Here is a 14,042-nt window from a genome sequence, read left to right on the forward strand (position 1 = left end):
TCACTCCTGCGCCCGGGGTCGGCGCGAGCGGAGGAACCCGCTCACGGCCACGAGCAGGACCACGATGGCACTGATCGTCCACCACGTCGCGGCATAGGGGCGGTCGAGCAGGGTGGCGTTGTCGGCGCGGGCGCCGGCCCGGGTCAGCATCGGGATCGTCGCGATGGTGAGCGTGCCCCAGACGACGAGCGCGACGGTCGCCGGCGCCCGCCACGCGGCCGGGAGCAACCGCGCACCCACCAGGCACAGGCCGATCAGCAGCGCCGACAGCAGGACGTCGTGCGCGACCACCCCCGCGGCGAACCAGATCGCGACCTCGAGCCACTGCCCGGGGTCCTGCCGGGTCAGGAAGAGGAGTGCGCCGTAGAGCGCGACGACGACGCCCACGGCACCGATCGCGAGCCGGGCCCTCATGCGGAGACCTCGAGCCGCGAGACCCACTTGGTCTGCAGGACCCCGGGCCGGTTGGGGGCGATCAGCCGGCACGGGTAGCCGTGGTCGAGCGACAGCGGCTCGCCCGACAGGTCGAGGGCGAGGAGGGTGCGCTCGTCGGCGGCGAAGTTGGCCGGCAGGATCGTGCGCCGGAAGGGGCCGGACTCCTGGAGCGAGGTGACCGACACGTCCCGGTCCGCCGGTGCGTCGAACGAAGCCAGCAGGTCGGCCAGCCGGACGCCCGACCAGGTGCCCTGCGCGCTCCAGCCCTCGACGCAGGCGATCGGCAGGTCGACGGTGTGCTGCTGCATCGCGCGCAGGTCGTCGTACGACACGGAGCCGGCGACGGTCCCGTCGACGACCACCTCGAGCCGCCAGTCCGGCGAGCTCGCGGACTCCTCGACGCGGGCCGCCCGCGCGGACTTGTTGATCGGCACGCCTTGCGGACCCTCGCCGGTGCGGACCGCGAGGACGGAGACCTGGCGCAGCCACGTCACCGTGCTGCCGGCCGTCGCGAGGGTGGCGACCGCGGCGGCGGCGAACGTCGTACGCACGAGGGCGCGCCGCGACAGCGGACCCGGGGTGGTCGCGGTCTCGCGGTCGTGGGTGGTGTCGTCGATGTCGCTGGTCAGGACGTCGCGGATGATCGGCAGCTTCACCGCGATGTGCAGCACCAGCGCGCCGATGGCGACCCACGCGATGGCGTAGTGGGTGGTGCGGAAGGAGAAGGAGGACCACGGGTACCACTGGGCGGCGTTGGCCACGCCGGTCGCGAGCTGGAAGATCGCGGAGGCGACGAGCACGGCGATCGAGGCGCGCTCGAGGACGGTCAGCAGGAGCTTGCGGGCGTCGTGCAGCGGCGGGGCCTCGAAGAGCTTGGGCAGCACCGACCACAGCTTCACCAGCAGCAGCGGGATCGCGGCGATCCCCGTCGTGACGTGGAGCCCCTGGGTGAAGCGGTAGCCCCAGCTGGGGCTGGTCGGGAACGGGATCGGGTGGCTGGGCAGCTGCGCGTAGTGGCTCACCAGGCCGGTGAGGAAGCAGATGCCGAAGGAGATGCCGAGCCAGAGGCCGACGCGCGCGGCGACGGCGGGGGAGCGCAGCCGCGACGTGAAGCTGTCGGGAGTCGGCGGCGCCAGGCGCGGGGTCATGCCGCGCCCTCGGTCAGGACGGCCGCCCAGCGCTGCCCGAGGTGGTGCACGCGGACGCCGTCGAAGCCCGCGGCCGCCGCGACCCGCCGCACGTCGTCGACGCCCAGGGTGGCCCAGCGGAAGGGGCGGCTGCGGGTGTGGCTGCCCTCGAGCGCGGCCCAGCAGCTCATGACGGCGCTCCCGGGTCCGTCGAGCTCGACCACGACGCGGCCCCCCGGCACCACGACCGCGCGCACCCGCTGCAGCAGCCGGACCGGGTCGCCGCCGATGCCGATGTTGCCGTCGGCGAGCAGCGCGGAGTGCCACCGGCCCTCACCGGGCAGGCGGTCGAACACGTCCCGCAGCATCGCCGCGACGCCGCGATCGACGGTCATCGCGACGGCGGTCGGCACCACGTCGATGCCCAGCGCGAGGTGCCCGTGCTCGACGAGGGCCTCGGTGAGCCGTCCCGGCCCGCAGCCGATGTCGAGGGTCGGGCCGTCGCAGAGCGCGACCAGCTCGTGGTCGGAGTCATCGGCCGCACGGCTCCAGAGGTGCACGGGGAGGGCCATCGGCTCGTCGCCGAGCCCGACCACGACAGTGGGCGCGCCGCCGAGCGCGCTGGCGAAGACCTCGCTGAACGACTGCTCGATCACCGGGTCGTCACCGCCCGGACGGCGCGCCAGGCCTCGGCGAACCGGGTCGTCGGGGCGAGCCCGGCGACCAGGTCGGCGTCGTCGACGGTGTCGACGTCCGTCATCGCGGGTGCCTGCGCCACCCGGGCACCGGCCCGCTCGAGGGCGGCGTGGGTGTCGACGAAGGTGGTGTCGGTCGACATCGGCACCGGCGCCAGGTGTCGTACGACGTCGGCGTCGCGGCGGGCGAGCGCCCACCACCCGCCGTCCGTGGCCGGGGCGAGCACGGCGTCGTGGCCGGCCATCGCGTCGGCGACCTCGTGCAGTGCCGCGGCGGTGAGCTGCGGGGTGTCCATCCCGACCTGGACGACGAGCCCGGCGCCGGCGTCGACGTGGGCGCGCACCAGCCGCTCGGCGAACCCGTCCCCGACCTGCGGCGTGGTCGTCCACCCGTCGAGCGCGGCCCGGATCTCGCCGCCGCGCACGGCCCGGGAGAGGTCGCCGGCGAGGCTGAGGTGGCCCGCGGCGCCGGCCTCCCGGCAGGCGTCGAGGGTGTCGAGCAGCGCCGCCGCGGCGAGGTCGGCGGCGACGTCGTCCCCCACGAGAGCGCCCAGCCGCGTCTTCACCTGCCCGGCGACGGGCGCCTTGGCGACCACCAGGACCTTCATCGCAGCACCTTCCCGAAGTCACGCGCCGTGCGGAGGGTCCCGCTCACGGAGCCCGACACCTTGGAGCGGGTGCCGGCGGCGCGGGGGTGGTAGTCGACGTCGTGCTCGCTGACCCGCCAGCCGGCCTTGGTGATCGCCTGCAGCAGCTCGACCGGGTAGCCGAAGCGGCGGTCCTGGAGCCCGAGGTCGAGCAGTGCCTGGCGCCGGCAGACCCGCATCGGCGCGATGTCGTGCGCGTCCATGTCGATGCGACGCCGCAGCCAGGCCGTGATCAGGGCGTTGCCCGCCCGGGCGTGCCACGGCCAGACGCCGCGCTGCACCGAGCGGCGTCGACCCACGGCGATGTCGGCCCGGCCGGACGTCACGTCGGCGAGCAGAGGGAGGAGCTGGTCGGGGTCGAAGGAGCCGTCCCCGTCCATCACCGCGACGTAGTCGGCGGTCGCGGCCTCGATGCCGGCGTGCACCGCGGCGCCGTAGCCCGGCGTCGTCTCGGTGACCACGCGCGCGCCCAGCTCGCGGGCCACCTCTGCCGTGTCGTCGGTCGACCCGTTGTCGACGACGATCACGGCGAAGGTCGCCGGGACGCGTGGCAGCAGGCCCTTCAGGGCGGGTGCTTCGTCCCGGCACGGGAGCACGAGGTCGCAGGTGGTCACGCCTCGACGCTAGGTGCGCCGCCGCCTCGCGGACCATGCTTCCCACCCTTACGGACCGGTGACATGTGCCGTCGCGACTGGCTTCCGTGACCGGCGTCCCTAGGGTTGACGACATGACCGACGCCCGCACCTCGCGACGCGCCGCGGTCGGTCTGGCGGTCTCGCTGGTCGTGGTCGCGGCCGCCTTCGTGGTGCCGCCGCTGACCGGCTGGGACGTCGACGCCCGCAGCGACATGCTCGGTCTCCCGCCGCTGCACGGCTTCGTCGACCCGCGCGCCTCGGTGGCCTCCGTGGTGGCCGTCCTCCTCGCCGCGGCCGCGGTCCGGCGCGGCGAGGAGCTGGCCCGGACGCTGTCGTGGCGCCGCCTGCTCCTGGCGTCGTACGTCGTCGGGCTGGCCTGGCTGCTCGCGCTCGCGCTGGTCGACGGCGAGGTCGGGCTCACGCGCGTCATGGTCAGCCCGACGGAGTACATGGTCTCCGCCCGCGAGATCACCGACGTGCCGGCGATGCTGCGGGAGTACGTCGACCGCATCCCCTACGCGTCGCCGGAGAACTGGCCGATCCACCTCGCCGGCCACCCGCCGGGCGCCGTGCTGTTCCACGTGCTGCTGGTGCGGCTCGGTCTCGGGGCAGACCTCGTGGCCGCGCTCGTCATCGTGGCGATCGCAGCCACCATCCCGCTCGCGACCCTCGTGACCCTGCGCCGTCTCGGTGCGGAGGACCTGGCCCGGCTGGCCGCGCCCTTCCTCGTGCTCTCGCCGGCCGCGGTGTTCCTCGCCGTGTCCGCCGATGCCGTCTTCACCGCGCTCGCGGCCTGGGGCCTGGCGGCCCTGGCCTTCTCGGCCACGTCCTCCGGGCGGCGCCTCGTCGGCTGGGGAGTCGGCGCCGGCGTCCTGCTCGGCTGGTGCGTGATGAGCTCCTACGGCCTGCCCCTGCTGGGGATCCTCGCACTCGCTGTGCTGTGGCTGGCGCGCTCGTGGCGGCCGTTGCCGATCGCCGCGCTCGCGGCGTCGGCGGTCGTGCTGGGCTTCGCAGCGCTGGGGTTCGCGTGGTGGGAGGCCTACCCGGTGCTGCACGACCGCTACTGGGACGGCCTGGCCAAGTCGCGACCGTTCGCCTACTGGGCCTGGGGCAACCTCGGCGCGCTGCTCGTCTCGGCCGGTCCGCTGCTCGGCGCCGGTCTCGCCGTCGCCGCCCGCCGCCACACGGGTCCGGCGCGGACCGTCGCGGTCCTGGCCGGCGCGGCCGCGCTGACGGTCGTGATCGCCGACCTGAGCCGGATGTCCAAGGCCGAGGTCGAGCGGATCTGGCTGCCGTTCGTGCCGTGGCTGACGCTCTCGCTCGCGCTGCTGCCCGGCGGCTGGCGCCGGTGGGGTCTCGGCCTGCAGGTGCTCACCGCGCTCGTGGTCGAGCACGCGCTCTACACGTCCTGGTGAGTCGATTGCGCTTGCGTGCGCACCCGCCGCGCGACCGCGCACTCAGCCGTCGCGGGGAGCCCAGTTGCCGTGGAAGCCGGTGGGCACCCGGCCGGGGAGGTGGACGGCGGCGACGTCCTCCAACGTCTGGGCGTCCAGCAGCACGAGATCGCTGCGATCGGTGGCCCGGTCGTGGACGTAGCCCATCAGCACGCCGTGGTCCTCGACGTCCGAGGCCGGGTCGGGCACGAAGCAGAACTCACCGGCCTCGCGTCCGGCGCCGAGCCTGCGGCTCTGGGTGGTGCCGGCAACCACGTCGTGCTTGAGCACGGTGTCGCCGAAGCCGGGACCGACCATCCCCACGGTGTAGCCGAAGCGGTGCGGCTTCCCGGTCAGCCGCTCGTCGTAGCGGGGGAACTCCTGGGCGTGCTCGTCGAACCGGTGTTCTCGCGCCTTGCCCGAGGCGAGGTCCAGGGTGAAACGCACCAGCGACGCCAGGCCCTCGTGCGGACCGGTGTAGTCGGTGGCGAACATCCGCGGGTGGCGCACCACGTCCAGGACGACCTCCGGGCTGCCCGGCGTCCCGCTCTCGAAGGCGTTGAGGGTGTGGAAGACGTAGCAGGGGTCGATCTCGAACCAGCGCACGTCGGACCCGTCGCCGTCGCGCGGCACCAGACCGATCCGCGCCACGTGGTCGGGGTCCCACGAGTAGGGCAGCGGTGCTGCCGGGTTGGTGACGGACTCGCCGCGAGCCACGGCGTCGACGATCCACTCGGGCATCGGGTTGCCGCCCAGTGCGTCGCGCTGCTGGCCGGGCGTGAGTCGAGCCAGGCGCGGGACGCCGTCGGTCACCATGCCCATGTCGAAGGTGACCGGCAGGTCGTAGACCACCACGTACTTCTCGGTCAGGGCGCAGTCGTGGATCATCGGCATCCCGCCGGTCTCGATCTCCACGTGCTTGACGACGGTCCCGTCCACGCCGACGACGGTGTAGTCGACCGTCGTGCCCCGCACCCAGTTGTACGAGATCGCGTGCAGGTCGCCCGTGACGGGGTCGGCATGGGGGTGAGCGGTATAGCCCTGCGACCCGCCGAAGTCGAGGGTGCCTCCGAAGTCGCAGCGACCGACGGTGTCGAGCTCGAAGGTCAGCTCGTAGGGCGTGGGGCCGGACTCGACGATCGCCAGGGTCTTGCCGGCGTGCTGGACCACGTTGGTGTTCGGTGCGTGGTCCTCGCCCTCGGGCTTGACCCACCTGTTGCGGTACCACTCGGCGCGTCCGTCGGCGATCCGGACGCCGTGCACCATGCCCTGGCCGAGGAACCAGTGGTGTTGCGAGCCCGGGTCCGCGGCCGGATTCGGTCCGTTGCGCAGGTAGCGACCGTCGAGGTGCTCAGGGAGCTTGCCGGTGACGGGCAGGTCGAAGGCCGTCAGCTCGGTGTGGACCGGCGCGAAGTTGTCGGTCAGGTATCGGTTCGGCATGGCATTGCACGTCCCATCCATAACGCCGTTATGTTCGGACCGTAACGTCGCGACAGGAGGCTGGCAAGGTGACCGGGAGCGTGGACCAGACAGGCGCGGGCCGGGGTGCGTCCTCCGCGGAGGTGCGCCAACGGCTGCTCGAGATCGCTGCACACATGGTGCGGGAGCAGGGCGCTCCGGCGCTGTCGGCGCGGAAGCTTGCCGCGGCCGCCGGCACGTCCACGATGGCGGTCTACACGCACTTCGGAGGCATGCCGGGCCTGGTCCGCGCCATGGTGGCCGAAGGCTTCCGCCGTCTCTTCGAACGAGTGGCCGCGGTGCCGGTCACCGACGACCCGCTCCAGGACCTCCGGAACGCAGCCGCGGCCTATCGTGCGCACGCGCAGGCGGACCCCGACCTCTACATGGTCATGTTCGGGTCGGCCACGCTCGGTGACCACCGCCTCCACCGCGAGGACCGGATCGTGGGGTTGGACGCGTTCGAGCAGATCAAGCAGTTCATGCAACGGGGCATGGCGGCGGGAGCCCTGCGGGAGGCTGATCCTGCGGCCGTGGCAGCCCAGTGGTGGACCGCTCTGCACGGCTTCGTCATGCTCGAGCTGACCAAGTTCATCGACGTCGTCGACGACGCCGAGGACACCGTGCTGTGGCCACTGATGGACCACCTGCTGCGCTCGCTGATGGTGACTCCCGGACCGCCTGAGCCGGGCGTCTTCCGTCAGTGACTCAGGCGCGCAGCGGCGCCGTTGCGAAGGCCCGCAGGCCGTCGTCCGGGTCGACCTCCGCGGTGAAGCCGAGCTCGCTCGCCGCGAGGGCAGGAGAGGCGACCACGTGGCGCACATCGCCGGGACGGAAGCCGCCCGTGACCTGCGGCGCGATGTCGCGCCCGGTGCCCTCGGCGACCCGGGTGGCGACGTCGAGGATCGTCACTGGTCGACCGGAGCAGACGTTGTACGCCGACCAGCGCGGCGTGGTGCCGGAGACAACCGCCTCGAGGGCGAGCACGTTGGCACGGGCGACGTCGTCGACGTGCACGAAGTCGCGCACCTGCGCGCCGTCCTCGTAGACCTGCGGCGCCTCCCCACGCTCGAGCGACGAGCGGAACATCGCCGCCACGCCCGAGTAGGGGGTGTCGCGCGGCATCATCGGGCCGTAGACGTTGTGGTAGCGCAGGGCGACAGCCGCGGCACCCGCCTGGCGCACCCACGACGAGGCGTAGTGCTCCTGCGCGAGCTTGCTCGCGGCATAGCTGCTGCGCGGGTCGAGCCGGGCGTCCTCCGGCACGAGCTCCCAGTCGAGGGGGCGGTCGCAGACGGGACAGTGGTTGTCGAAGTCGCCGGCCTCCATCGCCGAGACCGGTCGGGCCGGTGGGAGCTGGTGGCCGTGCTCGCCGCATGCGTAGATGCCCTCGCCGTAGACGACCATCGAGCTCGCCAGCACCAGCCGGTCGACGTCCGCCTCGTGCATGGCGGCGAGCAGGGCGGCGGTGCCGACGTCGTTGTGGGACGCGTACTCAGGCAGGTCCGCGACGCGTACACCGGCACCGACGAGGGCGGCCTGGTGGCACACCACGTCGATGCCCCGCAGCGCGTCGGCCCAGGCGTCGGAGCCGGCGTCGCGCACGTCGAGCTGGAGCGTCCCCTCCGGCGGCACGGACGAGCCGTGGGCCGAGGCCAGCATCAGGTCGACGCCGACGACCTCGTGCCCGGCGTCCACGAGCCGGCGAGCGATGGCGGAGCCGATGAAGCCGGCGGAGCCGGTGAGCAGGACCCTCACGCGCCCGGCACCTCGTAGGTCAGGTCGATGCCGTCGGACCACGTCGCACAGGTGCAACCGGTCGGGTCGGGGAGCGCCTCGATCGCGGCGGCGAGGATCCCGGTGAGCCGCTCGAGGTTCGTGCGGAAGAGCGCGAAGACCGCGTCCTGGCCGACACCCTCGCCCGACTCGGCGCCGGCGTCCATGTCGGTCACCAGGGCGAGCGCCGCGTAGCACTGGCCCATCTCACGGGACAGCTGCGCCTCGGGGGCGCCGGTCATGTTGATCAGGTCCCAGCCCTGCGCTGCGTAGTGCTGCGACTCCGCGCGGGTGGAGAAGCGCGGGCCCTCGACGATCACCATCGTGCCGCCCTGCTCCACGTCGTCGGCACCGCCGGCCAGCGCCGCCGAGACCCCAGCGCAGTAGGGGTCGGCGAAGGGCAGGTGCACCGCACCCGACTCGACGTACGACCCGATCCGCCGGTGGGTGCGGTCGACGAGCTGGTCGGGGACGACGAGGTCGCCCGGCGCGACCGTGTCGCGGAGACCGCCGACGGCGCACGGCGCCAGCACCTGGCGTACGCCGAGCGAGCGGAGCGCCCACGCGTTCGCGCGGTAGGGGATGGCGTGCGGCGGGAAGTCGTGGTGCGGCCCGTGCCGCGGGACGAAGGCGACGCTGCGCCCCGCGACCTCGCCGATCGAGATCGGCCCCGACGGGGCGCCGTACGGCGTGTCGACGACGTGGTCGACCGCGTCGGTCAGGAACGAGTAGAAGCCGGTGCCGCCGATGACGGCGACGTCTGCGTGGGGCGAGTCTGGCACCCGGCCACCCTAGTGAGCCGCCGATATCTGAGGACGTGGTGAACGGATTTCCAGTTCGATCCCGTTCACCCCGTCCTCAGATATCAGGGGAAGCCGGGTCAGTCCTCCGCGGCCCCCGAGCCTTCCTTGTCCTTGATCAGGTCCATGACGGTCGAGTCGGCGAGGGTGGTCACGTCGCCGACCTCGCGGTGCTCGGCGACGTCCTTGAGCAGGCGGCGCATGATCTTGCCGGAGCGGGTCTTGGGCAGCTCGGGCACGACCATGATCTGGCGCGGCTTGGCGATCGCGCCGATCTCCTTCTGCACGTGCTTGCGCAGCTCCTCGACGATGTCCGGGCCGCCGTCGCCCGCGGACTCGCGGAGGATGACGAAGGCGCAGACGGCCTGGCCGGTGGTCTCGTCGGCAGCACCGACGACGGCCGCCTCGGCCACCTTCGGGTGCGACACGAGCGCCGACTCGATCTCGGTGGTGGAGAGGCGGTGGCCCGACACGTTCATCACGTCGTCGACGCGGCCGAGCATCCAGAGGTCGCCGTCCTCGTCCTTCTTCGCGCCGTCGCCGGCGAAGTAGAAGCCCTGCTTGGGGTAGCGCGACCAGTAGGTGTCCTTGAAGCGCTGGTCGTCACCCCACAGCGTGCGCAGCATCGCCGGCCACGGCTGGGTCAGCACGAGGTAGCCGCCCGACCCGTCGGGGACGGACTGGCCGTCGTCGTCCACGACGTCCGCGCCCACGCCGGGCAGGCCCTTCATCGCCGAGCCGGGCTTGCCGGCGGTGACCCCGGGCAGCGGGCTGATCATGATCTGGCCGGTCTCGGTCTGCCACCAGGTGTCGACGACCGGGCAGCGGTCACCACCGATGACCTCGCGGTACCAGACGTACGCCTCCGGGTTGATCGGCTCGCCGACCGACCCGAGCAGCCGCAGCGACGACATGTCGTAGCCGTCGGGGATCTCGCGGCCCTGCTTCATGAACGTCCGGATCGCGGTGGGCGCGGTGTAGAAGATCGAGACCTGGTAGTCCTGCACGATCTGCCACCAGCGGCCCTTCTCGGGCGTGCCTTCGTACATCACCTGCGTCGCGCCGTTGGCGAGCGGGCCGTAGACCATGTAGGAGTGGCCGGTTATCCAGCCGACGTCGGCGGTGCACCAGTAGACGTCGTCGTCCTTGAGGTCGAAGACCTCCCAGTGCGTGAACGACGTGCCGGTGAGGTAGCCGCCGGTGGTGTGCAGGATGCCCTTGGGCTTGCCGGTGGAGCCGGAGGTGTACATCACGAACAGCGGGTGCTCGGAGTCGTGCATCTCGGCCTCGTGGTCGGCCGACGCGTTGTCGACGGCCTCGTGCCACCACACGTCGCGGTCGTCGTCCCAGTCGACGTCCTGGCCCGTACGTCGGACGACGAGCACGTGCCGCACCTGGCTCTGCCCATCAGGTCCGGCCGTCTTCTCGACGGCCTCGTCGACCGCGGGCTTGAGCGCACTGGCCGCGCCGCGGCGGTAGCCGCCGTCGGAGGTGATCACGACCTTGGCGTCGCAGTCGGTGATGCGCGAGGCGAGGGCGTCGGCGGAGAAGCCGCCGAAGACGACGGTGTGCGGTGCGCCGAGGCGGGCGCAGGCGAGCATCGCGACGACGACCTCGGGGATCATCGGCATGTAGATCGCGACGCGGTCGCCCTTCTTCACGCCGAGGTCGGTCAGCGCGTTGGCCGCCTTCGAGACCTCGTCCTTGAGCTGGGCGTAGGTGATGTCGCGGGTGTCGTCGTCGGGCTCACCCACCCAGTGGATCGCCACCTTGTCGCCGTTGCCGGCGTCGACGTGGCGGTCCACGCAGTTGACCGCGGCGTTGATGGTGCCGCCGACGAACCACTTCGCAAACGGCGGGTTCGACCAGTCGAGGACCTGGTCCCACTTCTGGCCCCAGTCGAGGCGGTCGGCCGCGTCGGCCCAGAAGGCCTCGCGGTCGGAGTCGGCGCGGGCGTAGGCCTCCTCCTTGACGTTGGCGTCGGCGGCCAGGTCGGCGGGCGGCTCGAAGCGCCGCTCCTCGCGGGACAGGTTCGACAGGGTCTGCTCGGACAAGGTTCTCTCCTGGGTGTGGCGCGGTCGACGGGCTGCGAGAGGAAGGGTGCGACCCCCTCGCCGAACCTACTCCGGCTCGGCGAGGGGGTCACCGTGGTGCTGGGTCAGTGCTGCACGGCGCCTTCGGCACCGGCACCGGTGAGCGCGCGGACCTCGAGCTCGGTGAAGCGGTCCTCCGCCTCGGGCTCCCGCGAGCTGATGGTGCCGAGGTAGCCGAGCAGGAAGCCCAGCGGGATCGACACGATGCCCGGGTTGTTGAGCGGGAAGATCGCCCAGTCGGAGTCGGGGAACATCGAGGTCGGCAGGCCCGACATGACGGGCGACAGCAGCACCAGGCCCACGGCGGAGATGAGACCGCCGTAGATGCTCCACGTGGCACCGCGGGTGTTGAACCGGCGCCAGAACATGTTGTAGATGATCGCCGGCAGGTTCGCCGACGCCGCCACCGCGAAGGCCAGGGCCACGAGGAAGGCGATGTTGAGGCGCTGCGCCGGGATGGACAGCAGGATGGCGACGGCACCGATCGCGAAGGCGGCGATGCGGGCGACCCGCACCTCGTCCTTCTCGCTGACGTCCTGGTCCTTCTTGAGGACCCCCTTGTAGAGGTCGTGCGCCACCGACGACGAGCTCGCCAGGGTGAGCCCGGCGACCACCGCGAGGATGGTCGCGAAGGCGACAGCCGCGATCAGGGCGAGCAGGACCGCACCGCCGGTCGAGCCGTCACCGCCACCCACTGCCTCGGCGAGGAGCGGGGAGGCGAGGTTCTGGTTGCCACCCGCGGCGGGGTCGACCTGGTCACGGTCGAGCAGTGCCGCGGCACCGAAGCCGAGGATCAGCGTCATCAGGTAGAAGGCGCCGATCAGGCCGATCGCCCACAGCACCGACTTGCGGGCGTCACGGGCGGTCGGGACGGTGTAGAAGCGGATCAGGATGTGCGGCAGGCCCGCGGTGCCGAGCACCAGCGCAAGGCCGAGCGACAGGAAGTCGATCTGCGACGTCAGCGTGCTGCCGTACTGGAGGCCGGGCTGCAGGAACGCGTCGCCCTTGCCGGAGTTCTCCGCGGCTGCGCCGAGGAGCGAGGACAGGTTGAAGTTGAACTCGGCGAGCACCAGCAGCACGATCAGCGCCGAGCCCAGCATCAGCAGCACGGCCTTGACGATCTGGACGTAGGTCGTGCCCTTCATGCCGCCGACGACGACGTAGAAGATCATCAGGATGCCGACACCGACGATGGTGAGGTTCTTGATCGCCTCGCTGTCGACGCCGAGCAGCAGGGCGACGAGCGTCCCGGCGCCGACCATCTGGGCGAGCAGGTAGAAGATCGAGACGACGACGGTGGAGACCGACGCAGCGGTGCGGACCTTGCGCTGGTTCATCCGGAAGGCGAGCTGGTCGGCCATCGTGTAGCGGCCGGCGTTGCGCAGCATCTCGGCGACGAGCAGCAGCGCGACGAGCCACGCGACCAGGAAGCCGATGGAGTAGAGGAAGCCGTCGTAGCCGTAGACGGCGATGGCACCGGAGATGCCGAGGAACGAGGCCGCGGACATGTAGTCGCCGCCGATGGCGAGACCGTTCTGGAAGCCGGAGAAGGAGCGGCCGCCGGAGTAGAAGTCGGTGGCCGTCTTGGTCTGGCGGCTGGCCCAGAAGGTGATGCCGACCGTCAGGGCGACGACGGAGAGGAAGAGGAACGTGGTGAGGAACTGGTCGCTCATGCCTGGCCTCGCTTCGCGTCGGTGCCGGCCTGGTCGCGGTAGGACTGCTCGAGGCTGCGCGCCAACGGGTCGAGCTTGGCGTTGGAGTAGCGGCTGTAGGCCAGCGCGAGACCGAAGGTGGTCGCGAACTGGAGGAGCCCGAAGACGAGGGCGACGTTGATGTTGCCGACGACCTGGGTGGCCATGAAACCGCCTGCCCAGTTCGACATGATCACGTAGAGCAGGTACCACGCCAGGAAGGCGACGGTGGCCGGGATGACGAAGCCGCGGTAGCGCTTCCTCAGCTCGGCGAACTCACTGGATTCGTGCAGCCGGTCATAGACCGGATCGTGGCGCGCGGCCTGGTCGGATGCCTCGGTAGTCACGGCTTGGTCCTCTCGCACGGTGGCTGGCGGCCACATCTGTGTGACCGTCGTCACCGTGGCACCCGTCACACCGCGCGCGGCAGGGTGCCGCGCGCCCCGGTCGGCCGGTGGACGTGGCGGATCGACGGGCGGTCGTTGTCGTACGACGAGCGGTCGCCTCACCCCTGCGGTACTGCCGTCGACCGGGCATCAGTGGGACGCTTCGGCCCGTGCAGATCACCCGGGAACACCGCCACGACGCCCGCACCCTGGCCATCGCGTGGGTCGTCCTCACCCTCGGCGTCACCGCCGTCGGGTGGCTGCTGACCCACCCCCTCGAGTCGAGCGTCGACCCGTGGGACGACAGCGTCTCGCGCTGGATCGCCGAGCGCCGGACCCCGACGGGTGAGCTCCTCGCCGCATGGGGGAGCCGCGTCGCCGACACGATCGTCGGCGTGATCCTCGCGGCCGTCGCGGCGCTGGTGCTGTGGCGTACGCAGGGGACGCGACGCCCGCTCGTCTACTTCACCGTGCTCGTCGCCGGCACGCTCGCGCTCTACCTCGTCGTGACCCTGCTGATCAGCCGCGACCGCCCGCCGATCAAGATCCTCGACCCCGGCCTGGTGCCCGAGCACAGCTTCCCGTCGGGCCACGTCGCGACGTCGGTCGTCGTCTACTGCGCCCTCGCGATCTACCTCTTCCGGACCGTGCCGTCGTCGCGTCGCTGGGCCTGGATCCTCTTCCTGGCGCCCGTCGTCGTGGCGCCGTCCCGGCTCTACGAGGGCGCCCACCACGTGACCGACGTGCTGACCAGCCTGGTCTTCGCCCCGCTCTGGGTGGCGGTGGTGGCCCACGTCCTCCTGCCCCGCGACCCGGTGGTCGAGGTGCGAGCGGAGCGAGCCTCGAAACCGTCGACCTAGGGTTGG

14 protein-coding genes are annotated in these 14,042 nt (G+C 71.9%); 3 read left to right on the forward strand and 11 right to left on the reverse strand.

All coding sequences use genetic code 11. The features are described 5' to 3' along the window. The 5 genes from EUA06_RS12150 to EUA06_RS12170 are packed head-to-tail and all read right to left on the reverse strand — an operon-like array spanning position 1 to position 3,518. Entirely contained in the window at positions 1-414 is a 414-nt protein-coding gene (locus tag EUA06_RS12150; protein WP_129475944.1) for a hypothetical protein, read from the reverse strand. After that, positions 411-1,583, reverse strand: a complete 1,173-nt coding sequence (locus tag EUA06_RS12155) for a molybdopterin-dependent oxidoreductase (protein WP_129475946.1) — start codon at positions 1,581-1,583, stop codon at positions 411-413. Before EUA06_RS12155 ends, EUA06_RS12150 begins: the two co-directional genes overlap by 4 nt. Then, positions 1,580-2,218 (reverse strand): methyltransferase domain-containing protein, encoded by a 639-nt coding sequence (locus EUA06_RS12160; RefSeq protein WP_165354371.1) that lies wholly within the window; start codon positions 2,216-2,218, stop codon positions 1,580-1,582. The genes EUA06_RS12155 and EUA06_RS12160 overlap by 4 nt, the downstream gene beginning before the upstream one ends. After that, positions 2,215-2,865, reverse strand: coding sequence for a TIGR04282 family arsenosugar biosynthesis glycosyltransferase (locus EUA06_RS12165; protein ID WP_129475948.1), 651 nt, complete (start codon positions 2,863-2,865; stop codon positions 2,215-2,217). Before EUA06_RS12165 ends, EUA06_RS12160 begins: the two co-directional genes overlap by 4 nt. Beyond that, positions 2,862-3,518, reverse strand: a complete 657-nt coding sequence (locus tag EUA06_RS12170) for a glycosyltransferase family 2 protein (protein ID WP_129475950.1) — start codon at positions 3,516-3,518, stop codon at positions 2,862-2,864. Before EUA06_RS12170 ends, EUA06_RS12165 begins: the two co-directional genes overlap by 4 nt. Positions 3,519-3,631: 113 nt before the next feature. Between EUA06_RS12170 and EUA06_RS12175 the strand changes: the two genes are divergently transcribed. Beyond that, complete coding sequence (locus EUA06_RS12175; RefSeq protein ID WP_129475952.1) at positions 3,632-4,954, forward strand: hypothetical protein; 1,323 nt, start codon at positions 3,632-3,634, stop codon at positions 4,952-4,954. Between the two features lie 42 nt (positions 4,955-4,996). On the opposite strand, the gene EUA06_RS12180 is transcribed toward EUA06_RS12175, so the two are convergent. Next, entirely contained in the window at positions 4,997-6,412 is a 1,416-nt protein-coding gene (locus tag EUA06_RS12180) for a carotenoid oxygenase family protein (RefSeq protein ID WP_129475954.1), read from the reverse strand. 68 nt (positions 6,413-6,480) lie between these two features. Between EUA06_RS12180 and EUA06_RS12185 the strand changes: the two genes are divergently transcribed. Next, positions 6,481-7,137: a TetR/AcrR family transcriptional regulator gene (locus EUA06_RS12185; protein WP_129475956.1), complete on the forward strand. Its 657-nt coding sequence runs from the start codon at positions 6,481-6,483 to the stop codon at positions 7,135-7,137. 1 nt (position 7,138) lies between these two features. Here the strand turns inward: EUA06_RS12185 and EUA06_RS12190 are convergent, their stop codons facing one another. The 5 genes from EUA06_RS12190 to EUA06_RS12210 all read right to left on the reverse strand — a co-directional run bounded on the left by EUA06_RS12190 (position 7,139) and on the right by EUA06_RS12210 (position 13,137). Continuing rightward, a complete protein-coding gene (locus EUA06_RS12190; protein ID WP_129475957.1) occupies positions 7,139-8,188 on the reverse strand; it encodes an NAD-dependent epimerase/dehydratase family protein in 1,050 nt (349 codons plus the stop codon). Then, entirely contained in the window at positions 8,185-8,988 is an 804-nt protein-coding gene (locus EUA06_RS12195; RefSeq protein ID WP_129475959.1) for an S-methyl-5'-thioadenosine phosphorylase, read from the reverse strand. The genes EUA06_RS12190 and EUA06_RS12195 overlap by 4 nt, the downstream gene beginning before the upstream one ends. 98 nt (positions 8,989-9,086) lie before the next feature. Beyond that, complete coding sequence (gene acs / locus EUA06_RS12200; RefSeq protein ID WP_129475961.1) at positions 9,087-11,060, reverse strand: acetate--CoA ligase; 1,974 nt, start codon at positions 11,058-11,060, stop codon at positions 9,087-9,089. 104 nt (positions 11,061-11,164) lie between these two features. Then, entirely contained in the window at positions 11,165-12,772 is a 1,608-nt protein-coding gene (locus tag EUA06_RS12205) for a solute symporter family protein (protein WP_129475963.1), read from the reverse strand. Continuing rightward, on the reverse strand, positions 12,769-13,137 hold the full coding sequence (locus tag EUA06_RS12210; protein WP_242498115.1) for a DUF485 domain-containing protein: 369 nt from the start codon (positions 13,135-13,137) through the stop codon (positions 12,769-12,771). The genes EUA06_RS12205 and EUA06_RS12210 overlap by 4 nt, the downstream gene beginning before the upstream one ends. 209 nt (positions 13,138-13,346) lie before the next feature. Between EUA06_RS12210 and EUA06_RS12215 the strand changes: the two genes are divergently transcribed. Then, positions 13,347-14,036 carry a phosphatase PAP2 family protein gene (locus tag EUA06_RS12215; RefSeq protein ID WP_129475967.1) on the forward strand — a complete coding sequence of 230 codons (690 nt, stop codon included), beginning with the start codon at positions 13,347-13,349 and terminating at the stop codon, positions 14,034-14,036. Positions 14,037-14,042 lie beyond the last annotated feature (6 nt).

This window comes from Nocardioides glacieisoli, assembly GCF_004137245.1.
GTDB classification, from domain to species: domain Bacteria; phylum Actinomycetota; class Actinomycetes; order Propionibacteriales; family Nocardioidaceae; genus Nocardioides; species Nocardioides glacieisoli.

What these genes read in the sequence shown, in the direction of transcription:
- EUA06_RS12150 (WP_129475944.1), bottom strand. Translation starts at nt 414, where the DNA reads ATGAGGGCCCGGCTCGCGATCGGTGCCGTGGGCGTCGTCGTCGCGCTC.
- EUA06_RS12155 (WP_129475946.1), bottom strand. Translation starts at nt 1,583, where the DNA reads ATGACCCCGCGCCTGGCGCCGCCGACTCCCGACAGCTTCACGTCGCGG.
- EUA06_RS12165 (WP_129475948.1), bottom strand. Translation starts at nt 2,865, where the DNA reads ATGAAGGTCCTGGTGGTCGCCAAGGCGCCCGTCGCCGGGCAGGTGAAG.
- EUA06_RS12175 (WP_129475952.1), top strand. Translation starts at nt 3,632, where the DNA reads ATGACCGACGCCCGCACCTCGCGACGCGCCGCGGTCGGTCTGGCGGTC.
- EUA06_RS12180 (WP_129475954.1), bottom strand. Translation starts at nt 6,412, where the DNA reads ATGCCGAACCGATACCTGACCGACAACTTCGCGCCGGTCCACACCGAG.
- EUA06_RS12205 (WP_129475963.1), bottom strand. Translation starts at nt 12,772, where the DNA reads ATGAGCGACCAGTTCCTCACCACGTTCCTCTTCCTCTCCGTCGTCGCC.